The organism is Neisseria sp. Marseille-Q2251, assembly GCF_940793045.1.
Classification (GTDB): Bacteria; Pseudomonadota; Gammaproteobacteria; order Burkholderiales; family Neisseriaceae; genus Neisseria.
Genome location: NZ_CALNWV010000029.1, coordinates 1 through 23,402 on the forward strand (window position 1 = coordinate 1; position 23,402 = coordinate 23,402).

Here is a 23,402-nt window from a genome sequence, read left to right on the forward strand (position 1 = left end):
ACAACCGCGAGCGTTGCAGTTTGAAATTGAAAAAGCTGAGTCCTGTCGCATACAGAACCCAGCTTACACAGAGCGCCTGAATAATAGGCTTTTATGAGTGTCCAAGATTTGGGGGCCAGTTCAAACCTGGATATCGGTTTTCAGACGACCTTTTGATGTCGGTGCCAAACGGCTTACTTGAATTTGTAAGTGTATTGCAGGCCGATGATGTCGGCGTGGTTTTTGAAGTGCGCGCTGGATGCGCCTTTGCTGTCCACATCGCTGCCGGTGGCTCGGGCGGTGTGGTAGCGGGTGTCGTTGATGTGGATGTGGCTGTAAGCGGCATCGAGGACGTGGTTTTTGCCGATATGGTATTTCGCGCCGAGCGAGAACCAGATGCGGTTGCCGTCGGGCAGGCTGTTCATGCGGTAGCCGGCGTTTTTGACGGGCGAGCGGTCAAAGGCGATACCTGCGCGCAGTTGCAGCGGGTCGGTCACTTGGTAAGAACCGCCGAGCGCGACTTTGTAAGTGTTGCGCCAGTTGGGCGTGATGACGGTGCGGTCGGATTTGCCGTTGACGATGTTTTTGGTGTTTTCAAAAACCAGTTCCGCTTTGTTGAAGCGGCTGTGGCGCGTCCAAGTTACATCGCTGAACAGGTTGAATTTGTCGGTGGCTTTATACATGCCGTGAACGGACAGGGATTCAGGGGTTACGATTTTGACGCTTGCTTTTTCACGCGGAACGTAACCACGGGCGGCAAGCGCGCCCAAATCCCAAGCACGGCGGGCGTATGCGCCGTCGGCTTCCCATTCTGCCGAGCCTTTGAGGGTGTGAGTTACTTTGGATCGGTAGTTCACACCGACCCGTGCGCGGTCGTTGATGTCCCACATCCAAGCGAGTTGATAGCCAAAGCCCCAGTCGTGACCTTTAACTTCGGCATGTCCGTCAGATTTGCCTTGCGCGCTGACGGAGACAGGGCGGCCGGCGGCGCGTGAAGCAAGGCCGCTGGCGAGTTGGCTGATGGCGCCGGAGGCATCCCAGTCGGAATATTTGCGCAATTCGGCTTTGGAATATTGGGCGATCAGGCCTGCACCGAAAGCATGGTTTTCATTGGCTTTCCAAGCGACGACCGGTTCGATGTCGATGCTGGTGAGGCTGAGTTTGTTGATGTTGTGGCGCAGCACGGAATCTTTTTCGTATTCGGTGGCAGAGCCGAAGGGGACGTAAACGCCCAAACCCAAAGTTACGTCGTCATTGACTTTGTATGCGCCGTAGAGATGCGGAGCGACGGTGGTTTTGGTGATTTTGCCGCTTTTCGAGCCGGAAACATCGCCGCCTTGATAGTATTGTGCAGAATCGGCTTCGTAGCGGATGCTGGGCAGGACGATGTTGGCGTTGACGGAAACTTGGCTGCTGTCGAGTTTGGACAGGCCGGCAGGGTTGTAGAAGATGGTCGATGCGTCGGCGGCTTCCGCGCCGGAAGAGTTGGCGGTGCCTTGCGCGTTGACCGACTGCGTACCGAAGTGGTAGCCCGAAGCGTGGACTGCGCCGGAAAAGAAGACTGCGCTGAGTAAGATTACGGTTTGTTTGATGGGTGAGTGTGTCATTTTCTTGTACCTGCGGACAAATAATAAAGAGGTCGTCTGAAACAAACGCCTCCGTGTCTGGAGCGGGCTGACGGTTTGGAATCGGCATGTTGAATAGAAACGATGGGCTTCAAGGCAAAAAGATGCAGCAAATGACTGGCTGACATGAATTTTGGGCTGAAGGGCAACGGTTTTTCAATCAAAGTACAGTTGTTTCCAGATAGTCATTCCGTTTGATTAGTGTAGGTGCTCGATTCTATACCACGTTATCGCTTTTGCCTAATATTTTTGGCTTCTTTCAGAAAAACTTGCATGTTGCGCAGATAGGAGGGGGCGGGACTGTGGTAAAGATGTCATGGTGGGATTGTTTGATAGCTTGGTTCGCCTCTATTAGAGCTTTATGCACGAATACCCTGATAAACAAAAATAAATTTCCCATCTTTTTTATGAAAACGACCTTCTAGGGTTAGGTCAGTTTCCCTGTTATCTGCATATAAACAGCATTCGATTCCTATAACTTCTTCCGTGCCATTCATTTCATATGTTTCAAATATTGCCCTATTATCATTTCGTGCGGTCAATGCTATTTCTCTAGGAGGTAATGATAATTTTTTATCTAAAAGATTTTCATCATCCAGTTCTTCCAAAATTTCCTCATACCTATCTTTGTTAATCTGAAATTTGATTGCGAGTTGTTTAAAATCTCTATAATTTAATAAATTTAGAAATTCTTCTATCAGGTCAAAAAAATCATCTTTCCTTTGATCTTTGGACATATTCATCTCTTTCTTCTTGAGAATTGATTAGTTGAAGTTTCTGCATCAGCCCTCAAGCCTGTTAGATATTTTCTAGCTTCCAAAGTAGCACACTTTTCTGTCTTTGCGTCTAGACTTGAGGTTCTTAAAAATTTATAGATTCCTAGTGTTTCAGTGCCCAAAAATCTTGCTTCAAAAGAAAACGAGAGGTCGTCTGAAAACCCGTTTCCAAGTTTTCAGACGACCTCTCGTTTATCTGCCGTTTGCGTGTCGATTATTTAACGCGCAGCACTTCCAGCGTATTGGTCGAACCGGATTCGCGCATTTGCGAACCGCTGGTGATGATGTATTGGTCGCCGGAACTTAAGATTTTATGTTCGACCAACATGGCTTCCACTTCGTTCAGCGCGGTATCGTGGTCGGTGCTGGTTGCCAAAATCAGCGGGCGCACGCCCCGATACATTGCCATACGGCGTTGGGCGGAAATGCTCGGGGTCAGCGCGAAAATCGGCAAGGTGATGTTGTGGCGGCTGACTTCGAAGGCGGTCGAACCGCTTTCAGTCAGGGCGACGATGGCTTTGGCGTGAACCGCGCGCGCCACACTGACCGCGCCGCCGGCAATCGCCAAGTTGGTGCTGACGGCTTCGGGATAATCGACCTGTTCGGCAACGCCGTTGAGCGAATCTTGTTCTTTTTCCGCAGCCGCGCAAATAATCGCCATTTGGCTGACGGTTTCAAACGGATACGCGCCGACGGCGGTTTCGGCGGAACACATCACCGCATCGGTGCCGTCCAATACCGCGTTTGCCACGTCGCTGACTTCCGCGCGGGTCGGTACGGGGTTGGTGATCATGGATTCCATCATTTGGGTTGCGGTAATGCTAAAGCGGCGCAACTCACGAGCGCGGCGGATCATGCGTTTTTGCAGGGCGGGGACGGCTGCGTGTCCGACTTCGACCGCCAAGTCGCCGCGCGCCACCATGATACCGTCGCTAGCGAGGATGATTTCGTCCAAGTTTTCAATCGCTTCCACACGTTCGATTTTGGAAACCAAGCCGGGGCGAACGGCAGTGCTGCCTTTCATTTCTTCTTCGACTTTGGCGCGGGCAGTGTGCAAATCTTCGGCGGATTTCACAAAGCTGATGGCGAGGTAGTCGCAACCGATGGCAATCGCAGTTTTCAGGTCGCGGAAGTCTTTCTCGGTCAACGCGCCTGCGGATAAACCGCCGCCGCGTTTATTGATGCCTTTGTTGCTTTTCAACACATGGCTGTTTTCAACTTTAGTAACAATCTTACTGCCTTCAACGGATTCCACGGTCAAAGTCAGCAAACCGTCATCCAGCCACAAAACATCGCCCGCAACGACATCATTAGGCAGGTCGCGGTAGTCCAAACCGACCGCGTCGCGCGTACCTTCGCCTTCGAGCGCGGCATCCAGAACCAGCGTTTCGCCTTTGCTCAATTCAATGCTGCCGCCGGCGATTTTGCCGACACGGATTTTCGGACCTTGCAAGTCGGCAAGGATGGCGATTTCCTGTCCGGCACGTTTTGCCGCTTCACGCACGATGCGGGCGTTTTCCTGATGGAATTCAGGTGTGCCGTGGCTGAAATTGAAACGGACGACATTCAGACCGCCTACACGGATCATGTCTTCCAACAACTGAACATTGTTGCTGCCCGGCCCCAACGTAGCGACGATTTTGGTGTTGTGGCTGATGCGGGTTACATCGCGTTTTGCATTACTCATGTGAAGCGTCCTTTCGGTCAATCCGTTGATAAATGGCATACGGCTTTGTTGGAAAATTACAAAATAGCGTCCCAACGTCGTCTGAAACTGTAAATCTAAAACTTACACTGAGATATCCAAGCCGTAAATCATGAAGCAAATTAATATTTTGGAATTTTACTCCCAAAGTTAAATGATTGGTGGAAAATTACAGGATTTTATGACTTAGGCTAAATTTAATTTTACATACGTTAGAGCCGGCAATCCGCTACAATACCGTCTGCCACTTTTCAGACGACCCTTCTTAATGGATGTGTATAGTGGATAGGTCGTCTGAAACTACATTAGTTTCCATCCGTATCTTTTTCATCATTATCAGACACAACCATGCTAAGACGAATGCTCACTTCTTTGCCTATAGGTATTATGCTTGCCGATATGGTTTATGGTTTCGTTTTAAATATCGTTCAAGGACTTAACCTTCAGCAGCAAGCGGCCCCTGCTTCAGACGGCGGGCTGGCGGTAACGCCCGACATCGCGTTCAACAGCCTGCAAATCGTTGCAAACGGCGGCATGGTCATCATCATCGGGTTCGGATTGATTGTCTTGTTACAGCTAAACCGTACAGTGCTAAAACGTCAGATTTTGCCTATCGGTATTTTCCGAACGCTCGGACTGATTGCTGTGTTGGCTTTCAGCGTACCTTCATTGTGGGAATGGTTTAATGCCGCATTGACCCTGTCGGCGGGCGGGAATGTCCTTAATACCAACAATCCGCGCTATTTGGTTTCCGCCTTGTGCATGCCGTTTATTGCCTTTTTATGTTTAGTGCGGCTGTTTGGCTGGTATAAGTTGCACACGCGCCAGCCCGAACAAACTCCGCTGACGGAGTTGCAGAAATAGCAGTTTCGATATGAAGCGCATCTGAGTGGTTTAAAATAAACCATATATATTGAGAAGAGGTCGTCTGAAATTTTGTTGTAGATGAAATTTCAGACGACCTTTTATATCGTTGAACAACAATTAAGACTGTCAAAATTCAGAACAGAATATCGATGGATTGGGTAAACCTCAAATCTGTCGGATAGCGGTAAATAACCTGCGGCAAGCCTAAGATTTTTCTTGAAAACTTCTTTATTGTCGTGGTATAGTGCAGGGCTTGGTACAAATTTGCCAAGTTTTATCATTGTCCGAAGGCAGGCCAATCGTAGCCCGCCCCTTTACTTTAAAAGGAAAATAATCATGACTTTAGGTCTGGTTGGACGCAAAGTTGGTATGACCCGCGTGTTCGACGAACAGGGTGTTTCTGTTCCGGTAACCGTTTTGGATATGTCTGCCAACCGCGTTACACAAGTAAAATCCAAAGATACTGACGGCTATACTGCCGTTCAAGTTACCTTTGGTCAGAAAAAAGCTAACCGTGTCAACAAAGCCGAAGCCGGACACTTTGCAAAAGCAGGTGTTGAAGCCGGTCGCGGTTTGATCGAGTTTGCTTTGACTGAAGAAAAACTGGCTGAATTGAAAGCCGGTGACGAAATCACCGTTTCTATGTTTGAAGTCGGTCAACTGGTCGATGTAACCGGTACCTCTAAAGGTAAAGGTTTCTCCGGTACGATCAAACGTCATAACTTCGGTGCCCAACGTACTTCCCACGGTAACTCCCGTTCTCACCGTGTTCCAGGTTCTATCGGTATGGCGCAAGACCCAGGTCGCGTGTTCCCCGGTAAACGCATGGCCGGTCAATACGGCAACACCAAAGCAACTGTTCAAAAACTGGAAGTTGTCCGTGTTGATGCAGAACGCCAACTGCTGTTGGTTAAGGGTGCTGTTCCGGGTGCGGTCAACAGCGATGTTGTAGTTCGTCCTAGCGTGAAAGTAGGTGCGTAATGGAATTGAAAGTAATTGACGCTAAAGGACAAGTTTCAGGCAGTCTGTCTGTTTCTGATGCTTTGTTCGCTCGCGAATACAATGAAGCGTTGGTTCATCAGCTGGTAAATGCCTACTTGGCAAACGCCCGCTCTGGCAACCGTGCTCAAAAAACCCGTGCCGAAGTAAAACACTCAACCAAAAAACCATGGCGCCAAAAAGGTACCGGCCGTGCCCGTTCCGGTATGACTTCTTCTCCGCTGTGGCGTAAAGGTGGTCGTGCGTTCCCGAACAAACCCGACGAAAACTTCACTCAAAAAGTAAACCGTAAAATGTACCGTGCCGGTATGGCGACTATCCTGTCCCAATTGGCCCGTGATGAGCGTTTGTTTGCTATCGAAGCGTTGACTGCTGAAACTCCTAAAACCAAAGTTTTTGCTGAACAAGTGAAAAATCTGGGTTTGGAGCAAGTGCTGTTTGTAACCAAACAGCTCGATGAGAATGTTTACTTGGCTTCACGCAACTTGCCAAACGTGTTGGTTTTGGAAGCTCAACAAGTTGATCCTTACAGCTTGCTGCGTTACAAAAAAGTAATCATCACTAAAGATGCAGTTGCACAATTAGAGGAGCAATGGGTATGAATCAACAACGTTTGACTCAAGTGATTTTGGCACCTATCGTTTCTGAAAAAAGCAACGTATTGGCTGAAAAACGCAACCAAATGACGTTTAAAGTTTTGGCAAATGCAACCAAACCTGAAATCAAAGCGGCTGTCGAGCTGCTGTTCGGTGTTGAAGTTGCTTCTGTAACTACCGTTACCACTAAAGGTAAAACTAAGCGTTTTGGTCGTACTTTGGGCCGCCGCAGCGATGTTAAAAAAGCTTATGTAAGCTTGGCTGCCGGTCAAGAGTTGGATTTGGAAGCCGCTGCTGCAGCTGCAGATAAGGAATAAACAAAATGGCAATCGTTAAAATGAAGCCAACTTCTGCAGGCCGTCGCGGCATGGTTCGCGTGGTAACAGAAGGTTTGCACAAAGGTGCGCCTTATGCACCTTTGCTCGAAAAGAAAAATTCTACTGCCGGTCGTAACAATAATGGTCATATCACCACCCGTCACAAAGGCGGCGGTCATAAACACCATTACCGTGTTGTAGACTTTAAACGTAACAAAGACGGTATCCCTGCAAAAGTAGAGCGTATCGAATACGATCCTAACCGTACTGCCTTCATTGCCCTGTTGTGCTATGCAGACGGTGAGCGTCGCTACATCATCGCTCCTCGCGGTATTCAAGCTGGTGCTGTATTGGTTTCCGGTGCTGAAGCTGCCATCAAAGTAGGTAACACCCTGCCGATCCGCAACATTCCCGTTGGTACGACTATTCACTGTATCGAAATGAAACCTGGTAAAGGTGCACAAATTGCACGTTCTGCCGGTGCTTCTGCGGTATTGTTGGCTAAAGAAGGTGCATACGCTCAAGTCCGTCTGCGCTCCGGCGAAGTTCGTAAAATCAACGTAGATTGCCGTGCAACTATCGGTGAGGTTGGTAACGAAGAGCAAAGCCTTAAGAAAATCGGTAAAGCCGGTGCCAATCGTTGGCGCGGTATTCGTCCGACCGTTCGTGGTGTTGTCATGAACCCTGTCGATCACCCGCATGGTGGTGGTGAAGGTCGTACCGGTGAAGCTCGCGAACCGGTTAGCCCATGGGGTACTCCTGCTAAAGGCTACCGCACTCGTAATAACAAACGCACGGATAACATGATTGTTCGTCGTCGTTACTCAAATAAAGGTTAATTAGTATGGCTCGTTCATTGAAAAAAGGCCCATATGTAGACCTGCATTTGCTGAAAAAAGTAGATGCTGCTCGTGCAAGCAACGACAAGCGCCCGATTAAAACTTGGTCTCGTCGTTCTACCATTCTGCCTGATTTTATCGGTCTGACCATTGCTGTACACAACGGCCGCACCCATGTGCCTGTGTTTATCAGCGATAACATGGTTGGTCATAAATTAGGTGAATTCTCATTGACCCGTACCTTTAAAGGCCACTTGGCTGATAAAAAGGCTAAAAAGAAATAAGGTGAATCATGAGAGTAAATGCACAACATAAAAATGCCCGTATTTCAGCTCAAAAAGCTCGTTTGGTAGCTGATTTGATTCGTGGTAAAGACGTTGCCCAAGCTTTGAATATTTTGACTTTCAGCCCTAAAAAAGGTGCTGAGTTGATTAAAAAAGTATTGGAATCAGCTATTGCTAATGCCGAGCACAATAACGGTGCCGACATTGATGAGTTGAAAGTGGTCACTATCTTTGTTGACAAAGGTCCAAGCTTGAAACGTTTCCAAGCTCGTGCCAAAGGTCGCGGTAACCGCATTGAAAAACAAACTTGTCATATCAATGTGACAGTGGGCAACTAAGGAAAAGCTATGGGACAAAAGATTAACCCTACAGGCTTTCGCCTGGCGGTAACTAAAGACTGGGCTTCAAAATGGTTTGCTAAAAGCACCGACTTTTCTGCTGTTTTGAAACAAGACATTGATGTTCGTAACTACCTGCGTAAAAAATTGGCGAATGCTTCTGTTGGTCGCGTAGTTATTGAACGTCCTGCAAAATCTGCACGCATTACCATCCACTCTGCCCGTCCAGGAGTAGTAATTGGTAAAAAAGGTGAGGATATCGAAGTTCTGAAACGTGATTTGCAAGCCTTGATGGGCGTGCCTGTTCATGTGAATATCGAAGAAATCCGTAAACCTGAATTGGATGCACAAATTATTGCTGATGGTATTGCTCAGCAATTGGAAAAACGCGTTCAATTCCGCCGTGCTATGAAGCGCGCTATGCAAAATGCTATGCGTTCAGGAGCAAAAGGTATCAAGATTATGACCTCAGGTCGTCTGAATGGTGCAGATATTGCTCGTAGCGAATGGTATCGTGAAGGTCGTGTACCTCTGCATACTTTGCGTGCCAACGTAGATTATGCGACTAGCGAAGCCCATACCACTTATGGCGTGCTGGGTCTGAAAGTTTGGGTCTATACTGAAGGTAATGTAAAGACTTCAGCTAAACCTGAGCATGAAAAGAAACAAAGAAAGGCAGGTGGACGTAATGCTGCAGCCAACTAGACTGAAATACCGCAAGCAACAAAAAGGTCGCAATACTGGTATTGCTACTCGCGGTAACAAAGTAAGTTTCGGTGAGTTCGGTTTGAAAGCCGTTGGTCGTGGTCGTTTGACTGCCCGCCAAATCGAAGCTGCTCGTCGTACAATGACTCGCCACATTAAACGTGGTGGTCGTATTTGGATTCGTGTATTCCCTGATAAACCAATTACTGAAAAACCTATTCAAGTTCGTATGGGTGGCGGTAAAGGTAACGTGGAATATTACATTGCCGAAATCAAACCAGGCAAAGTGTTGTATGAGATGGACGGTGTTCCAGAGGCTTTGGCTCGTGAAGCATTTGAATTGGCTGCTGCCAAATTGCCTATTCCTACGACCTTTGTAGTAAGACAGGTAGGTCAATAATGAAAGCAAATGAATTGAAAGACAAATCTATTGAGCAATTAAATGCAGATTTGTTGGACTTGTTGAAAGCTCAGTTTGGCTTACGTATGCAAAACGCAACTGGTCAATTGGGTAAGCCAAGCGAATTAAAACGTGTACGTCGCGATATTGCTCGTATTAAAACCATTTTAACTGAAAAAGGTGCTAAGTAATGAGCGAAAATAAAAATGTTCGTACTTTGCAAGGCAAAGTGGTAAGCGACAAAATGGACAAAACTGTTACAGTGCTGGTTGAGCGTAAAGTGAAACACCCTCTGTATGGTAAAATCATCCGTTTATCAACTAAAATCCATGCCCATGATGAAAATAATCAATATGGAATTGGTGATGTAGTAGTAATTGCGGAATCTCGTCCACTGTCAAAAACCAAATCTTGGGTTGTTAAAGAACTGGTTGAGAAAGCACGTACTGTTTAAGAATTAAGACAGTTGGCTTTAATAAGAAACGAAGTGTTGCGCCAAAGTGAATTTGCGTGTAAACTTCGTTTCTTATCTTTCAGTTTCTTCTGAAAGTTTCTTCCCTTCGGGATCCAAGACTGGTTTACTAGAACCGTGATGGTTTCATTTAGTTAGCTTAATTTAAATAGGTGGGCGAGCTATATGAAAATGGTAAATTAAGTTGGTTAATTTAAAGGTACAAATATGATTCAAATGCAGACCATCTTAGATGTGGCTGATAACTCTGGTGCGCGTCGCGTGATGTGTATCAAGGTATTGGGCGGATCTAAGCGTCGCTACGCTTCTGTTGGCGATATTATTAAAGTCGCAGTTAAAGATGCAGCCCCACGTGGTCGTGTCAAAAAAGGTGATGTGTACAATGCAGTTGTTGTTCGTACTGCTAAAGGTGTGCGTCGTCCTGATGGTGCGTTGATTAAATTCGATAACAACGCCGCCGTGTTGTTAAACAATAAACTTGAACCTCTGGGTACACGTATTTTTGGTCCGGTAACCCGTGAGTTGCGTACTGAGCGATTTATGAAAATCGTTTCATTGGCGCCTGAAGTGTTATAAGGAATAGCGCGATGAATAAAATCATTAAAGGTGACCAAGTTGTTGTGATCACTGGTAAGGATAAAGGTAAGCAAGGTCAAGTAGTTCGCGTATTGGGTGGTAAAATTGTTGTTGAAGGTGTTAACGTCGTAAAACGTCACCAAAAACCTAATCCGATGCGTGGTATTGAGGGTGGTATTGTTGCTAAAGAAATGCCGTTGGATATTTCTAATGTTGCAATCCTGAATCCGGAAACTAATAAAGCAGACCGTGTTGGTATTAAACTGATTGAGAATGAAGGCAAAGTTAAGCGCGTTCGTTTCTTCAAATCAAATGGCTCTGTTATTGGAGCATAAGGAGATAACATGGCTCGTTTGAGAGAGTTTTATAAAGATACAGTTGTTCCTGAACTGATTAAACAATTTGGTTACAAGTCAGTAATGGAAGTTCCCCGTATTGAAAAAATTACTTTAAATATGGGTGTCGGAGAAGCTGTTGCAGATAAAAAAGTTATGGAACATGCGGTATCTGACTTAGAGAAAATTGCTGGTCAAAAACCAGTCGTTACTGTTGCTCGTAAATCTATCGCAGGTTTTAAGATTCGCGATAATTATCCTGTCGGTTGCAAAGTAACATTGCGCCGTGATCAAATGTTTGAATTCTTGGATCGTTTGATTACTATTGCATTACCTCGTGTACGTGACTTCCGTGGTGTAAGTGGCAAATCATTTGATGGTCGTGGTAATTACAACATGGGTGTTCGCGAGCAAATCATTTTCCCGGAAATTGAATACGATAAAATTGATGCTTTGCGTGGTTTGAATATTACTATTACAACTACTGCAAAAACTGATGAGGAAGCTAAAGCTTTATTGTCACTGTTCAAGTTTCCGTTTAAAGGATAATCATGGCTAAGAAAGCACTTATTAATCGTGAACTGAAACGTCAAGCTCTGGCGAAAAAGTTTGCAGCCAAACGTGAGGCAATTTTTGCTGTTATTAATGATGCGAATGCAACTGAAGAGGAGCGTTTTGAAGCTCGTCTGAAATTCCAATCCATTCCGCGTAATGCAGCTCCTGTACGTCAACGCCGTCGTTGTGCTTTGACAGGTCGTCCTCGTGGTACTTTCCGTAAATTCGGTTTGGGTCGTATTAAAATCCGTGAAATCGCTATGCGTGGCGAGATTCCCGGTGTTGTTAAAGCTAGCTGGTAATAGGAGTATTAATAATGAGTATGCATGATCCTATTTCCGATATGTTGACTCGTATTCGTAATGCGCAACGTGCCAATAAGGTAGCAGTTGCCATGCCTTCCTCTAAATTAAAGTGTGCAATTGCAAAAGTCTTGAAAGAAGAAGGTTATATCGAGGATTTTTCGGTTTCTGCTGATGCGAAGCCGGTATTGGAAATTCAATTGAAATATTATGCAGGCCGTCCTGTGATTGAGCAAATTCAACGTGTTTCACGTCCAGGTTTGCGTATTTACAAAGCTTCTAGCGAAATTCCCAATGTTATGAATGGATTGGGTATCGCTATTGTTAGTACTTCTAAAGGTGTGATGACTGACCGCAAGGCTCGTTCTGAGGGCGTCGGTGGTGAGTTGTTGTGCATCGTAGCCTAGTGGAGAAAAGTAAATGTCACGTGTCGCAAAAAACCCAGTGACTGTTCCTGCTGGTGTAGAAGTAAAATTTGGAACAGAAGCATTGGTTATCAAGGGTAAGAATGGCGAGTTGGCCTTTCCTTTGCCTTCTAATGTCGCCATTGAATTAAACGATGGTAAATTAACTTTTGCTGCAAAAAATGACAGTAAGCAGGCAAATGCTATGTCAGGTACTGCTCGTGCATTAGTTAATAATATGGTTAAAGGTGTTTCAGAAGGTTTTGAGAAAAAACTACAATTGATTGGTGTGGGTTACCGTGCTCAAGCTCAAGGCAAAGTTTTGAATTTGTCTTTGGGTTTTTCTCATCCAATCGTATATGAAATGCCTGAAGGTGTTTCTGTTCAAACTCCTAGCCAAACAGAGATCGTTTTGACTGGTGCAGATAAACAAGTAGTTGGTCAAGTCGCTGCTGAAATTCGTGCATTCCGTTCTCCTGAGCCTTATAAAGGTAAGGGTGTTCGTTATGTAGGTGAAGTGGTAGTGATGAAAGAAGCCAAGAAAAAATAATTGAGGTTCACTAATGGATAAACATACAACCCGACTCCGTCGTGCACGCAAAACCCGTGCACGTATTGCGGACTTGAAAATGGTAAGATTATGTGTGTTTCGTAGCAATAATCATATTTATGCTCAAGTAATTAGTGCTGAAGGTGATAAAGTATTGGCTCAAGCCTCTACATTGGAAGCTGAAGTGCGTGGTAGTCTGAAATCTGGTGGCAACGTTGAGGCAGCTGCAGTAGTAGGAAAGCGCATTGCTGAGAAAGCTAAAGCAGTAGGCGTAGAAAAAGTTGCTTTTGATCGTTCAGGTTTCCAATATCACGGTCGTGTGAAAGCTTTGGCTGAAGCTGCACGTGAAAATGGTTTAAGCTTCTAATAATTGGAGACTTTCAGATGGCAAAACATGAAATTGAAGAACGTGGTGACGGCCTGATTGAAAAAATGGTCGCAGTTAATCGCGTAACTAAAGTAGTTAAAGGTGGTCGTATCATGGCTTTCTCTGCGCTAACTGTTGTTGGTGATGGGGATGGTCGTATTGGTATGGGTAAAGGTAAGTCAAAAGAAGTGCCAGTAGCTGTTCAAAAAGCAATGGATCAGGCTCGTCGCTCTATGATTAAAGTACCTCTAAAAAATGGTACGATTCATCATGAGGTTATTGGACGTCATGGCGCTACTAAAGTCTTTATGCAACCCGCTAAAGAAGGTAGTGGTGTAAAGGCAGGTGGTCCTATGCGCTTAGTTTTTGATGCTATGGGTATTCATAACATTTCTGCTAAAGTGCATGGTTCTACAAACCCTTATAACATTGTACGAGCTACATTAGACGGCTTGTCTAAGTTATATACACCTGCTGATATCGCTGCTAAACGTGGCCTAACAGTGGAAGACATTTTGGGAGCAAACCATGACTGAGCAAAAAAAGATTAGAGTTACATTGGTGAAGAGCCTGATTGGTACAATTGAATCTCATCGTGCATGTGCTCGTGGTTTAGGTTTGCGCCATCGCGAGCATACAGTAGAGGTTTTAGATACCCCTGAAAACCGTGGTATGATTAACAAAATCAGCTACTTGTTGAAAGTGGAGTCTTGATATGTTTCTAAATTCTATTCAACCTGCTGAGGGGGCTACTCACGCTCGTCGTCGTGTAGGTCGTGGTATTGGTAGTGGTTTAGGTAAAACTGGTGGCCGTGGTCATAAAGGTCAAAAAAGCCGTTCTGGTGGTTTTCATAAAGTAGGTTTCGAAGGCGGTCAAATGCCTTTGCAACGTCGCCTGCCAAAACGTGGTTTCAAATCTTTGACTGCTGCTGCTAATGCTGAGATTCGTTTGAGTGAATTGAACTTGCTCGCTGTGAATGAGATTGATGTATTAGTTCTCAAGCAAGCTGGGCTGGTTCCTACAACTGTTTCCAATGTGAAAGTTATTGCCTCTGGTGTGCTTTCAAAAGCTGTTGTCCTGAGGGGCATTAAAGCCACTAAAGGGGCTAAAGCAGCAATTGAAGCTGCTGGTGGTAAAGTGGAAGAATAAGGCTTGCATTATAGTGGCTAATCAACAATCTTTATCAGGCTTGTCCAAATTTGGAGATCTAAAAAAACGTCTAACGTTTCTTTTAGGGGCGTTAATTGTTTTTCGTATTGGAGCCCATATCCCTGTACCTGGCGTAGATGCTGTTGCTTTAGCTAAATTATACGAAAGCGCTGGGAACGGCATACTAGGCATGTTGAACATGTTTTCTGGTGGTTCGTTAGAGCGCTTTAGTATATTCGCAATTGGCATAATGCCATATATTTCAGCATCAATAATTGTTCAGTTGGCCTCTGAAATTATTCCTTCTTTAAAGGCATTAAAAAAGGAAGGGGAGGCAGGTCGAAAAGTTATTACAAAATATACAAGATACGGTACAGTGCTATTAGCCATCTTACAGAGTTTTGGTGTGGCTACCTTTGTATTTCAGCAAGGTGTAGTTGTCACTAATTCTTTGGAGTTCCATATTTCTACGGTAGTGAGCTTAGTCACAGGTACAATGTTCCTGATGTGGTTAGGTGAGCAGATTACGGAGCGTGGGATTGGGAATGGAATTTCCTTGATTATTACTGCTGGTATCGCTGCCGGTATTCCTTCCGGTATAGCAAGATTATTAGCTTTAACGAGTCAAGGATCAATTGGTATGCCTACGGCTGTGTCAATTGTTATTGGTGCATTGCTATTAATTTATATTGTTGTATATTTTGAAAGTGCGCAGCGTAAAGTTCCCGTGCATTATGCGAAACGCCAAGTTGGTAGTGGTGTAATGCAAGGTTCTAATACACATATGCCCTTTAAGTTGAATATGGCAGGCGTCATTCCTCCTATTTTTGCGTCAAGTATTATTTTGTTTCCATCCACTTTGTTAAGCTGGTTTGGTTCTAATGATACGGGCAGTTTGTTGCATAAAATTGCTGGTTTGCTTCAGCATGGGCAAGCTTTATATATTTTGTTATTTACAGTGACAATTATTTTCTTCTGCTATTTTTATACAGCCTTGGTTTTTAGCCCAAAAGAAATGGCAGAGAATTTGAAGAAAAGCGGTGCTTTTGTGCCGGGAATTCGACCTGGTAAGCAAACTTCTCAGTATCTGGAGCAGGTTGTATTACGCCTCACTTTGTTTGGTGCATTATATATTACAACTATTTGTTTAATTCCAGAATTTTTGACAACAGCTTTGAATGTTCCTTTTTATTTGGGTGGTACATCTTTACTGATTTTAGTCGTGGTGACAATGGACTTTAGTACCCAAATTAACTCTTACCGCATGACTCAGCAATATGAGAGTTTAATGAGCGGTCTTGATATGAAATCTTTATCACGTAAGTAGAATTATGGCTAAAGAAGATACCATACAAATGCAGGGGGAGATTCTTGAAACTCTACCTAACGCAACTTTTAAAGTAAAGCTTGAGAATGACCATATTGTATTAGGTCATATTTCCGGGAAAATGCGTATGCATTATATCCGGATCTCTCCTGGGGATAAGGTGACGGTAGAACTGACACCTTATGATTTAACTCGAGCTCGGATTGTCTTCCGAGCTAGATAAAACGATATAAGGAAAGATAATGCGTGTACAACCGTCTGTAAAGAAAATTTGCCGCAACTGTAAGATTATCCGTCGTAATCGAGTGGTTCGTGTAATTTGTACTGATCCTCGTCACAAACAGCGTCAAGGTTAAGGGAACTTTTCTTTTAGCAAGACTTTGTGGTATAGTGACGAACTTTGCCGTTTAAAGGAAAAAATATGGCTCGTATTGCAGGGGTAAATATCCCTAATAATGCACATATCGTAATTGGCTTGCAGGCTATTTATGGTATCGGTGCTACTCGTGCTAAATTAATTTGCGAGGCAGCAAATATTGCTCCCACTACAAAAGCAAAAGATTTGGACGAGGCTCAATTAGACGCTTTGCGTGAACAAGTTGCCAAGTATGAAGTGGAAGGCGATTTGCGCCGTGAGGTAACGATGAGCATCAAACGATTGATGGACATGGGTTGTTACCGTGGTTTCCGTCATCGTCGAGGTTTGCCTTGTCGTGGTCAACGCACTCGCACAAACGCTCGTACCCGCAAAGGTCCGCGTAAAGCGATTGCTGGTAAAAAATAATTTTTAAGGAATTTTATTAATGGCTAAAGCAAACACAGCTTCGCGTGTACGTAAAAAAGTACGTAAAACCGTAAGCGAAGGTATTGTGCATGTACATGCTTCTTTCAACAATACCATCATTACAATCACTGACCGTCAAGGCAATGCATTGTCTTGGGCTACCTCTGGCGGCGCTGGTTTTAAAGGTTCTCGTAAAAGTACACCGTTTGCAGCTCAAGTGGCTGCAGAAGCAGCTGGTAAAGTTGCCCAAGAATATGGCGTTAAAAATTTAGAAGTTCGTATAAAAGGCCCTGGTCCCGGTCGAGAGTCTTCTGTACGTGCACTCAACGCTCTTGGTTTTAAAATTACCAGTATTACCGACGTTACTCCGTTGCCTCATAACGGTTGCCGTCCGCCTAAAAAACGTCGTATTTAAAGGAGTGATTGAAACATGGCACGTTATATTGGCCCTAAATGTAAATTAGCACGTCGAGAAGGCACTGATTTATTTCTGAAGAGTGCTCGTCGTTCTTTAGATTCTAAATGTAAACTGGACTCCGCTCCTGGTCAGCATGGCGCAAAAAAACCGCGTTTGTCCGACTATGGTTTGCAATTGCGTGAGAAGCAAAAGATTCGTCGTATTTATGGCGTATTGGAACGTCAATTCCGTCGCTATTTTGCAGAAGCAGATCGACGTAAAGGCTCTACTGGTGAATTGCTGCTGCAATTGTTAGAGTCTCGTTTGGATAATGTAGTATATCGCATGGGATTTGGCTCGACTCGTGCTGAGGCGCGTCAGCTGGTTTCTCATAAAGCAATTACCGTTAACGGTCAGGTTGTAAATATTCCTTCTTTCCAAGTTAAAGCCGGTGATGTTGTAGCTGTTCGTGAGAAAGCTAAAAAACAGGTTCGTATTCAGGAAGCTTTAAGTTTGGCAACTCAAATCGGTTTACCAAGCTGGGTTTCTGTTGATGCAGACAAATTGGAAGGCGTATTTAAAAATATGCCGGATCGTTCAGAATTAACTGGCGATATTAATGAACAGCTGGTGGTAGAATTCTACTCTAAATAACGCTAGCTCAGTGAGGGACAGTTAAATGCAAAATAGCACAACCGAATTTTTGAAACCTCGTCAAATTGATGTCGATACTTTATCTACAACTCGTGCAAAAGTATCCATGCAGCCGTTTGAGCGCGGTTTTGGTCATACTTTAGGTAATGCTTTGCGTCGTATCTTACTGTCATCCATGAATGGTTTTGCTCCTACTGAAGTGGCCATTTCCGGTGTATTGCACGAATACTCTACTGTTGATGGCGTTCAAGAAGATGTCGTCGATATTTTGTTGAATGTCAAAGGTATTGTATTTAAGCTGCATGGGCGTGGCCAAGTTCAGTTAACTTTGAAAAAGTCAGGGGCCGGTACAGTAGTTGCCGGTGATATCGAATTGCCACATGATGTGGAAATTTTAAATCCTGAGCATATTATTTGTCATTTGGCCGAGAATGGTCAAATTGAGATGGAAATCAAAGTTGAGCAGGGGCGTGGCTATCAATCTGTTTCCGGTCGTCGTGTTGTGCGCGATGAAAACCGCCAGATTGGTGCAATTCAGTTGGATGCGAGCTTTTCGCCCATCAGTCGTGTTAGCTTTGAAGTTGAACCTGCACGCGTAGAGCAGCGTACGGATTTAGATAAATTGGTTTTGGATATTGAAACTGATGGTTCTATTGATCCTGAAGAAGCTGTACGTAGTGCTGCTCGTATTTTAATTGATCAAATGTCTATCTTTGCTGATTTGCAAGGTACTCCAGTAGAAGAAGTTGAAGAAAAAGCTCCTCCTATTGACCCTATCCTGCTGCGTCCGGTAGATGATTTGGAATTAACTGTACGTTCAGCTAATTGTCTGAAAGCTGAAGATATTTATTATATCGGCGATTTGATTCAACGTACTGAAACAGAGCTTCTTAAAACTCCGAATTTGGGTCGTAAATCTTTGAATGAAATCAAAGAAGTGTTGGCATCTAAAGGCTTGACACTAGGTTCCAAATTGGAAGCTTGGCCGCCTGTAGGCTTAGAAAAGCCGTAAGTTTGAAGATTAAAGGATAATGACATGCGTCATCGTAATGGTAACCGCAAATTAAACCGTACAAGCAGCCATCGCGCTGCAATGCTGCGTAATATGGCGAACTCATTGTTGACTCACGAGACTATTGTGACAACTTTGCCTAAAGCTAAAGAATTACGCCGCGTAGTTGAGCCCTTAATTACATTGGGTAAAAAACCTTCCTTAGCAAACTGTCGTTTGGCATTTGACCGCACTCGTGATCGTGATGTTGTAGTTAAATTGTTTGATGAGTTAGGTCCACGTTTTGCTGCCCGTAATGGCGGTTATGTTCGTGTGCTGAAATATGGTTTCCGCAAAGGCGACAATGCACCTTTGGCATTGATTGAATTAGTAGACAAAGCAGCAGAAGCTGCCGAGTAATCTAATACACCATAATAAAACACCATTTGTTTTCTCAAATGGTGTTTTATTATATGCAAGCTACCTTTTGAGTATTTAAAATACTCTATTTAAAATACTCTATTTAAAATACTCTATTTAAAATACTCTATTTAAAATACTCTATTTAAAATACTCTCGGTATATTGAATTCATTCTTTTTGTTTTGTAATGATGGGTAAGTGGGTTTGCCATAGATAGAGTATTTCTTTCCAGTATCATATTGTAAGAGATATTTTAAATAATATAAGTTACTAAAATTCTATGTTTAATACCATTTTCAAAATGAAAAACCTTTCTGATTTTTCCTAGCTTTTACTCAAAATCATAAAGGTTTTGGTCAATTGAAAATTTTTAGCGTATTTTTATGAGTCAAATTTCGTTAACAGACTATTTTTGCAAAGGTCTCTATAATTGAAATTTAACTAAGAACTTCTTTGCCGTCAGGTATTACACTTACCAAATTCTTTTTTGTATCCCATAATTTTATATGACTACTTCTCTCACGATTGCAATGAGTGTTGCTGAGGCATCGGGTGATCTGCTTGGTGCACATCTTATTTGTGCGATTAAAAAACGTTGTCCTGATGCTAAATTTATTGGCATTGGTGGCGAACGTATGAAGGCGGAAGGATTTGAAAGTCTATATGACCAAGAAAAATTGGCAGTACGAGGCTTTGTTGAGGTAGTTAAACGTTTGCCTGAAATCTTGAAAATCCGAAAAGGTCTAGTTAATGACCTTATCCGCATAAAACCGGATGTTTTTGTTGGGATTGATGCACCTGATTTTAATCTTTGGGTGGAAGAAAAACTTAAGAAAACGGGTATTCCAACGGTTCACTATGTCAGCCCTTCTGTTTGGGCGTGGAGACGTGAGCGAGTTAACAAAATCGTTCATCAAGTTAATCGGGTGTTATGCCTTTTCCCAATGGAACCACAGCTCTATTTGGATGCCGGTGGTAAGGCAGAGTTTGTCGGTCATCCGATGGCTCAAACGATGCCTGTAGATGTTGATCAATCTTCTGCACGTCTTCAGTTGGGTGTTGCATCGTCAGTCCCAGTATTTGCCTTGATGCCAGGCAGTCGTGTGAGCGAAATTGATTACATGGCTCCTGTGTTTTTTCAAACAGCATTACTTTTGTTGAAACGCTACCCGCAGGCTCAATTTCTTATGCCGGTTGCTACGCAAGCAACCCATCGTCGTATATCAAAAATTCTTGCCTCTGCACAATTCTCGGGTCTTCCTATTACGCTGGTTGATAAACAAGCAGATACTGTTTGTACCGCGGCAGATGTAGTTTTGGTGACCAGCGGGACGGCAACGCTGGAAGTGGCTTTGTGTAAACGTCCTATGGTGATCAGCTATAAAATATCTCCTCTGACTTATGCTTATGTGAAGCGTAAAATTAAAGTGCCACATGTCGGTTTGCCCAATATTTTGCTGAACAAATGTGCTGTTCCAGAGCTTTTGCAACACGATACCACGCCTGAAAAATTGGCGGAAGCCATGATTTATTGGTATGAACATCCGGAAGCAGTTGCCCGCTTGAAACAAGATTTTCATGAGCTGCACTTATTATTGAGAAAAGATACCGATACACTGGTTGCAAATGCAGTGTTGGAAGAAGCAGGTTTTTTCAAATCTTAGTTTGTCTTGCTGATTCAACAAGAGAAAAGAGCGGCAATCAGATTTACAAAAAAGTAATGAAGCAGAAAACGGGTTGCAGTTTAAACATCGCTTTGCTCCAACTTATCTATCCTTCAGTCGGCAAAGATGGCGTTTCCACGGCCTTTGCTATATCATTCCCTTATCTGAAACCAAGGAAAACATCATGTACGAAGTCAACCGCAGCGTCTTCCTGCTCATCCCGCTCGATCCTTTTTGGAACTGGCTGCAAACCCTGCCCGGTAATCATCTTGATGGTTTGACCCTTGAAGATATTCAAGCCGATGCCAATTCTTATCTCGTTCGTCCGTGTGAAACCGCCGACGAAGTATGGGACGAAATCGAAGCGCGGTTTGAAGACATTTTTGCTGCCGAACTTGCCGATTGGTGCGAAGATGAAAGCGAATGGCCTGATTTGAATGCAGATATTTTCAACGAATGGTTCGACATCCAGCTTTCTACCGTTATCACCGACCTCGAGCAAGAACCGCTCGCCCGTGAAGCCTTTCAACCCTTCAATCTGAACTGATGAATATCCGTGTCCGCAATTACCATCTTGACGGCTACGGTCATGTCAACAACGCGCGCTATCTCGAATTTCTCGAAGAAGCGCGCTGGGCGTTTTTTGAAGAACACGGTTTATTGTCCGAAATCGACGGCTTGATGCTGGTGGTTGTCCGCACCGACATCCGTTATCGTCGTGCCGCCGTCGATGGCGACATATTGCGCTTTGAAGGTCGTCTGAAAGAGCTGACTTCGCGTCATATTATCCTTACCCAAAACATCGTTTTGCCCAGCGGTAAAAATGCCGTCGAAGCCGAAAGTACTTTGATGGTTGTCAGTGCAGAAAGCGGGCGAAGCATCAGCATTCCCGAACCTCTCTTTACCCTTTTAAAACAATACGCCGAAGCATGAAAAAGCTCATTACCATTGCCGCAGTTGCCATTATCGGCGCGCTGCTTGCCATCGTCCTTATTCCGGATAATAAACCTACTCCCGCATTCTCTTTGTCCGACCTGCAAGGCAAACCAGTGTCCAATGCCGATTTGCAAGGCAAAGTCAGCTTCATCAATTTCTGGTTCCCCTCCTGCCCGGGCTGTGTCAGCGAAATGCCCAAAGTCATCAAAATGTCCAAAGACTATCAAGGCAAAGACTTTCAAGTCCTCGGCATTGCCCAACCGATAGACCCGTTGGAAAGCGTAAACCAATACGTCAAAGAATACGGCTTGCCTTTTACCGTCATGTTTGATGCCGATAAAGCCGCCGCCCAAGCGTTCGGTACGCAGGTTTACCCGACTTCTTTCCTGATCAATAAAAAAGGCGAAATCCTGAAAACCTTTGTCGGCGAGCCGAACTTCGCTGAGCTTTATCAGGAAATCGACAAAGAATTGGCGAAGTAATTATGAGGTTGTATCATTAGAGGCGTTTCATTGTTTTCAGACGACCTTCTATTGTTACCATATCCAATGATCAACGATATTGCTGCCGGATGACTGAATGGAGATTTCAGCAGGCAGGCTTTGAGCATGATTGAAAATGGCTTTGAAAAATAAACAATTTATTTATTGTATTTTTGTCAGCTTTATTTTGAGCGTATTGCAGCTGACATTTGCACAAGGCGTTCCTCAAAAAGGCATGCTGTGGGTTTATTGGGGTAAAAGTTTAGATGGTAATGCTCGGAGTCAAAGGGTTTTATATTTTGACTTTATTCCTGAAGACACCAAAATATCGAATCAAAACCGAATCTCCCTTAATTTGAGCAAATCGCAGCAAGCTGCTGTTTTGAAAGAATTGGTGCTTCCGCCGAATTTTTACGTCTATCAGGAAGATTCTGTCAAACAGCCTGCCCAAATTACTATGGGTAAAGTGGGTACGGAAGTCATTTGTGACGGTAAATATTATTCTGCCAAACTTATAAAATTTGAAAAAATCCCAAAAACAACGGCTAAACAAATCCCTGATTCGGGCTGTATTTACTCGTTGATTATGAATAATGATTTCATCGTTAAATCCACAGATAGCCATAAGGTTAACCTCAGGAGCCAACCGGATACCCATGCCGACATAATCAAACGCTTGGACGACAACGCCATAGTAGAAAAATTGAAAACCGTTCGTAAGGATTGGTACCTCGTTCAATTAAAAGATACGACTACCCAAGGGTATGTTCATAAAAGTCAGTTGGAGCGGGTGGATTAATCAAAAGTTGTCGAGATATCGGCGTAATCAAAAAGGTCGTCTGAAAACTTTGATTCGGTTTTTCAGACGACCTTGCACTTAATATAGTGGATTAACTTTAAACCAGTACGGCGTTGCCTCGCCTTAGCTCAAAGAGAACGATTCTCTAAGGTGCTGAAGCACCAAGTGAATTGGTTCCGTACTATCTGTACTGTCTGCGGCTTCGTCGCCTTGTCCTGATTTAAATTTAATCCACTATAATCCTCTATTGCAAGGAATGTTCATGACACCCCAAACCGTCTTAGACTTCTGGTTTGTCGAAGAAAACCGTCCTTTTCTGTTTGCCAAAAACGATGAATTCGATGCCGAAATTCGCGCGCGATTTTTTGATGTCTGGCAACAGGCGGTCCGTGGCGAGCTTGCACACTGGCGCGACACCCTGCAAGGCAGGCTCGCCGAAATCATCCTGCTCGACCAATTCTCGCGCAACCTGTTTCGCAACAGTCCTCAAGCATTTGCCCAAGATTTGGCCGCACTTATCCTTGCCCAAGAAGCCGTCCGTCAGCCCGGTTTCGTCGACCTCTTGCTATACGAACGCCATTTCATGCTTATGCCGTTGATGCACAGCGAAAGCCAAGTTGTCCACGAACAAGCCGTTCCGCTGTTTGAACGCTATACCGACGGACACGCATTGGATTTTGAAATCAAACACAAAGTCATCATCGACCGCTTCGGACGCTATCCGCACCGCAATGCCGTATTGGGGCGTGAAAGCACGGAGGAAGAGGCGGAATTTTTGAAACAGGAAGGTTCGTCATTTTAATTT

General features: G+C 44.3%; 38 protein-coding genes. 35 read left to right on the forward strand and 3 right to left on the reverse strand.

Features of this window, described 5'->3' with window-relative positions; genetic code table 11:
* Positions 1–173: 173 nt before the first annotated feature.
* The 3 genes from AAG834_RS09620 to pyk form a co-directional block, all read right to left on the reverse strand.
* Positions 174–1,586 carry an OmpP1/FadL family transporter gene (locus tag AAG834_RS09620; protein ID WP_342031993.1) on the reverse strand — a complete coding sequence of 471 codons (1,413 nt, stop codon included), beginning with the start codon at positions 1,584–1,586 and terminating at the stop codon, positions 174–176.
* 377 nt (positions 1,587–1,963) lie between these two features.
* Entirely contained in the window at positions 1,964–2,347 is a 384-nt protein-coding gene (locus tag AAG834_RS09625) for a hypothetical protein (protein ID WP_342031994.1), read from the reverse strand.
* Positions 2,348–2,594: 247 nt separating this feature from the next.
* Complete coding sequence (gene pyk, locus AAG834_RS09630) at positions 2,595–4,067, reverse strand: pyruvate kinase (protein ID WP_342031995.1); 1,473 nt, start codon at positions 4,065–4,067, stop codon at positions 2,595–2,597.
* 378 nt (positions 4,068–4,445) lie between these two features.
* Between pyk and AAG834_RS09635 the strand changes: the two genes are divergently transcribed.
* From AAG834_RS09635 to AAG834_RS09805, 35 genes are all read left to right on the forward strand, one after another.
* Complete coding sequence (locus tag AAG834_RS09635) at positions 4,446–4,949, forward strand: hypothetical protein (protein ID WP_342031996.1); 504 nt, start codon at positions 4,446–4,448, stop codon at positions 4,947–4,949.
* Between the two features lie 339 nt (positions 4,950–5,288).
* On the forward strand, positions 5,289–5,933 hold the full coding sequence (gene rplC, locus AAG834_RS09640) for a 50S ribosomal protein L3 (RefSeq protein ID WP_002215400.1): 645 nt from the start codon (positions 5,289–5,291) through the stop codon (positions 5,931–5,933).
* Positions 5,933–6,553, forward strand: a complete 621-nt coding sequence (rplD, locus tag AAG834_RS09645; RefSeq protein ID WP_002218573.1) for a 50S ribosomal protein L4 — start codon at positions 5,933–5,935, stop codon at positions 6,551–6,553. The genes rplC and rplD overlap by 1 nt, the downstream gene beginning before the upstream one ends.
* On the forward strand, positions 6,550–6,864 hold the full coding sequence (rplW, locus tag AAG834_RS09650; RefSeq protein ID WP_342031997.1) for a 50S ribosomal protein L23: 315 nt from the start codon (positions 6,550–6,552) through the stop codon (positions 6,862–6,864). Before rplD ends, rplW begins: the two co-directional genes overlap by 4 nt.
* Before the next feature lie 5 nt (positions 6,865–6,869).
* A complete protein-coding gene (rplB, locus tag AAG834_RS09655; protein WP_003742892.1) occupies positions 6,870–7,703 on the forward strand; it encodes a 50S ribosomal protein L2 in 834 nt (277 codons plus the stop codon).
* Positions 7,704–7,708: 5 nt separating this feature from the next.
* A complete protein-coding gene (gene rpsS / locus AAG834_RS09660; protein ID WP_002215422.1) occupies positions 7,709–7,987 on the forward strand; it encodes a 30S ribosomal protein S19 in 279 nt (92 codons plus the stop codon).
* An 8-nt stretch (positions 7,988–7,995) separates the two neighbouring features.
* On the forward strand, positions 7,996–8,325 hold the full coding sequence (rplV, locus tag AAG834_RS09665; RefSeq protein WP_003675877.1) for a 50S ribosomal protein L22: 330 nt from the start codon (positions 7,996–7,998) through the stop codon (positions 8,323–8,325).
* 9 nt (positions 8,326–8,334) lie between these two features.
* Positions 8,335–9,030 (forward strand): 30S ribosomal protein S3, encoded by a 696-nt coding sequence (rpsC, locus tag AAG834_RS09670; protein ID WP_003675878.1) that lies wholly within the window; start codon positions 8,335–8,337, stop codon positions 9,028–9,030.
* The gene (gene rplP / locus AAG834_RS09675) at positions 9,014–9,430 is read left to right on the forward strand and encodes a 50S ribosomal protein L16 (protein ID WP_003675880.1); all 417 of its coding nucleotides are present in this window, start codon (positions 9,014–9,016) and stop codon (positions 9,428–9,430) included. The genes rpsC and rplP overlap by 17 nt, the downstream gene beginning before the upstream one ends.
* Entirely contained in the window at positions 9,430–9,621 is a 192-nt protein-coding gene (gene rpmC / locus AAG834_RS09680) for a 50S ribosomal protein L29 (RefSeq protein ID WP_003675882.1), read from the forward strand. The genes rplP and rpmC overlap by 1 nt, the downstream gene beginning before the upstream one ends.
* Positions 9,621–9,884, forward strand: coding sequence for a 30S ribosomal protein S17 (gene rpsQ / locus AAG834_RS09685; protein ID WP_003707145.1), 264 nt, complete (start codon positions 9,621–9,623; stop codon positions 9,882–9,884). Before rpmC ends, rpsQ begins: the two co-directional genes overlap by 1 nt.
* 225 nt (positions 9,885–10,109) lie before the next feature.
* Complete coding sequence (rplN, locus tag AAG834_RS09690) at positions 10,110–10,478, forward strand: 50S ribosomal protein L14 (protein WP_002215434.1); 369 nt, start codon at positions 10,110–10,112, stop codon at positions 10,476–10,478.
* Between the two features lie 11 nt (positions 10,479–10,489).
* Positions 10,490–10,813, forward strand: a complete 324-nt coding sequence (gene rplX, locus AAG834_RS09695; protein WP_342031998.1) for a 50S ribosomal protein L24 — start codon at positions 10,490–10,492, stop codon at positions 10,811–10,813.
* A 9-nt stretch (positions 10,814–10,822) separates the two neighbouring features.
* The gene (gene rplE, locus AAG834_RS09700; protein ID WP_003759725.1) at positions 10,823–11,362 is read left to right on the forward strand and encodes a 50S ribosomal protein L5; all 540 of its coding nucleotides are present in this window, start codon (positions 10,823–10,825) and stop codon (positions 11,360–11,362) included.
* 2 nt (positions 11,363–11,364) lie between these two features.
* On the forward strand, positions 11,365–11,670 hold the full coding sequence (rpsN, locus tag AAG834_RS09705) for a 30S ribosomal protein S14 (protein WP_003684736.1): 306 nt from the start codon (positions 11,365–11,367) through the stop codon (positions 11,668–11,670).
* A 14-nt stretch (positions 11,671–11,684) separates the two neighbouring features.
* Positions 11,685–12,077, forward strand: coding sequence for a 30S ribosomal protein S8 (gene rpsH / locus AAG834_RS09710; protein ID WP_342031999.1), 393 nt, complete (start codon positions 11,685–11,687; stop codon positions 12,075–12,077).
* Positions 12,078–12,090: 13 nt separating this feature from the next.
* Positions 12,091–12,624 carry a 50S ribosomal protein L6 gene (gene rplF, locus AAG834_RS09715; protein ID WP_049229990.1) on the forward strand — a complete coding sequence of 178 codons (534 nt, stop codon included), beginning with the start codon at positions 12,091–12,093 and terminating at the stop codon, positions 12,622–12,624.
* A gap of 13 nt (positions 12,625–12,637) precedes the next feature.
* Positions 12,638–12,991, forward strand: a complete 354-nt coding sequence (gene rplR / locus AAG834_RS09720) for a 50S ribosomal protein L18 (RefSeq protein WP_003775849.1) — start codon at positions 12,638–12,640, stop codon at positions 12,989–12,991.
* A 17-nt stretch (positions 12,992–13,008) separates the two neighbouring features.
* Positions 13,009–13,527, forward strand: a complete 519-nt coding sequence (gene rpsE, locus AAG834_RS09725) for a 30S ribosomal protein S5 (RefSeq protein WP_003684704.1) — start codon at positions 13,009–13,011, stop codon at positions 13,525–13,527.
* Positions 13,520–13,705: a 50S ribosomal protein L30 gene (gene rpmD, locus AAG834_RS09730; protein WP_342032000.1), complete on the forward strand. Its 186-nt coding sequence runs from the start codon at positions 13,520–13,522 to the stop codon at positions 13,703–13,705. Before rpsE ends, rpmD begins: the two co-directional genes overlap by 8 nt.
* A 1-nt stretch (position 13,706) precedes the next feature.
* Complete coding sequence (rplO, locus tag AAG834_RS09735; protein WP_036492727.1) at positions 13,707–14,141, forward strand: 50S ribosomal protein L15; 435 nt, start codon at positions 13,707–13,709, stop codon at positions 14,139–14,141.
* Between the two features lie 13 nt (positions 14,142–14,154).
* On the forward strand, positions 14,155–15,468 hold the full coding sequence (gene secY / locus AAG834_RS09740) for a preprotein translocase subunit SecY (RefSeq protein WP_049230002.1): 1,314 nt from the start codon (positions 14,155–14,157) through the stop codon (positions 15,466–15,468).
* A 4-nt stretch (positions 15,469–15,472) separates the two neighbouring features.
* The gene (gene infA / locus AAG834_RS09745; RefSeq protein WP_002215452.1) at positions 15,473–15,691 is read left to right on the forward strand and encodes a translation initiation factor IF-1; all 219 of its coding nucleotides are present in this window, start codon (positions 15,473–15,475) and stop codon (positions 15,689–15,691) included.
* Positions 15,692–15,710: 19 nt separating this feature from the next.
* Positions 15,711–15,824 carry a 50S ribosomal protein L36 gene (rpmJ, locus tag AAG834_RS09750; RefSeq protein ID WP_003697674.1) on the forward strand — a complete coding sequence of 38 codons (114 nt, stop codon included), beginning with the start codon at positions 15,711–15,713 and terminating at the stop codon, positions 15,822–15,824.
* Between the two features lie 65 nt (positions 15,825–15,889).
* Positions 15,890–16,252: a 30S ribosomal protein S13 gene (gene rpsM / locus AAG834_RS09755; RefSeq protein WP_003749295.1), complete on the forward strand. Its 363-nt coding sequence runs from the start codon at positions 15,890–15,892 to the stop codon at positions 16,250–16,252.
* Positions 16,253–16,271: 19 nt separating this feature from the next.
* On the forward strand, positions 16,272–16,667 hold the full coding sequence (gene rpsK, locus AAG834_RS09760) for a 30S ribosomal protein S11 (protein ID WP_002216249.1): 396 nt from the start codon (positions 16,272–16,274) through the stop codon (positions 16,665–16,667).
* Positions 16,668–16,682: 15 nt separating this feature from the next.
* Positions 16,683–17,303, forward strand: coding sequence for a 30S ribosomal protein S4 (gene rpsD, locus AAG834_RS09765; RefSeq protein ID WP_003742907.1), 621 nt, complete (start codon positions 16,683–16,685; stop codon positions 17,301–17,303).
* A gap of 25 nt (positions 17,304–17,328) precedes the next feature.
* Positions 17,329–18,315, forward strand: coding sequence for a DNA-directed RNA polymerase subunit alpha (locus AAG834_RS09770; protein ID WP_049229992.1), 987 nt, complete (start codon positions 17,329–17,331; stop codon positions 18,313–18,315).
* 24 nt (positions 18,316–18,339) lie between these two features.
* Positions 18,340–18,714, forward strand: a complete 375-nt coding sequence (rplQ, locus tag AAG834_RS09775; RefSeq protein WP_342032001.1) for a 50S ribosomal protein L17 — start codon at positions 18,340–18,342, stop codon at positions 18,712–18,714.
* Positions 18,715–19,222: 508 nt separating this feature from the next.
* On the forward strand, positions 19,223–20,380 hold the full coding sequence (lpxB, locus tag AAG834_RS09780; RefSeq protein ID WP_342032002.1) for a lipid-A-disaccharide synthase: 1,158 nt from the start codon (positions 19,223–19,225) through the stop codon (positions 20,378–20,380).
* A gap of 184 nt (positions 20,381–20,564) precedes the next feature.
* Positions 20,565–20,927 (forward strand): hypothetical protein, encoded by a 363-nt coding sequence (locus AAG834_RS09785; protein ID WP_003765647.1) that lies wholly within the window; start codon positions 20,565–20,567, stop codon positions 20,925–20,927.
* A complete protein-coding gene (locus AAG834_RS09790; protein ID WP_003762224.1) occupies positions 20,927–21,313 on the forward strand; it encodes an acyl-CoA thioesterase in 387 nt (128 codons plus the stop codon). The genes AAG834_RS09785 and AAG834_RS09790 overlap by 1 nt, the downstream gene beginning before the upstream one ends.
* Positions 21,310–21,798, forward strand: coding sequence for a TlpA family protein disulfide reductase (locus tag AAG834_RS09795; RefSeq protein ID WP_049229995.1), 489 nt, complete (start codon positions 21,310–21,312; stop codon positions 21,796–21,798). Before AAG834_RS09790 ends, AAG834_RS09795 begins: the two co-directional genes overlap by 4 nt.
* Positions 21,799–21,934: 136 nt before the next feature.
* The gene (locus AAG834_RS09800) at positions 21,935–22,597 is read left to right on the forward strand and encodes an SH3 domain-containing protein (RefSeq protein ID WP_342032003.1); all 663 of its coding nucleotides are present in this window, start codon (positions 21,935–21,937) and stop codon (positions 22,595–22,597) included.
* A gap of 262 nt (positions 22,598–22,859) precedes the next feature.
* Complete coding sequence (locus AAG834_RS09805) at positions 22,860–23,399, forward strand: DUF924 family protein (RefSeq protein WP_342032004.1); 540 nt, start codon at positions 22,860–22,862, stop codon at positions 23,397–23,399.
* Positions 23,400–23,402 lie beyond the last annotated feature (3 nt).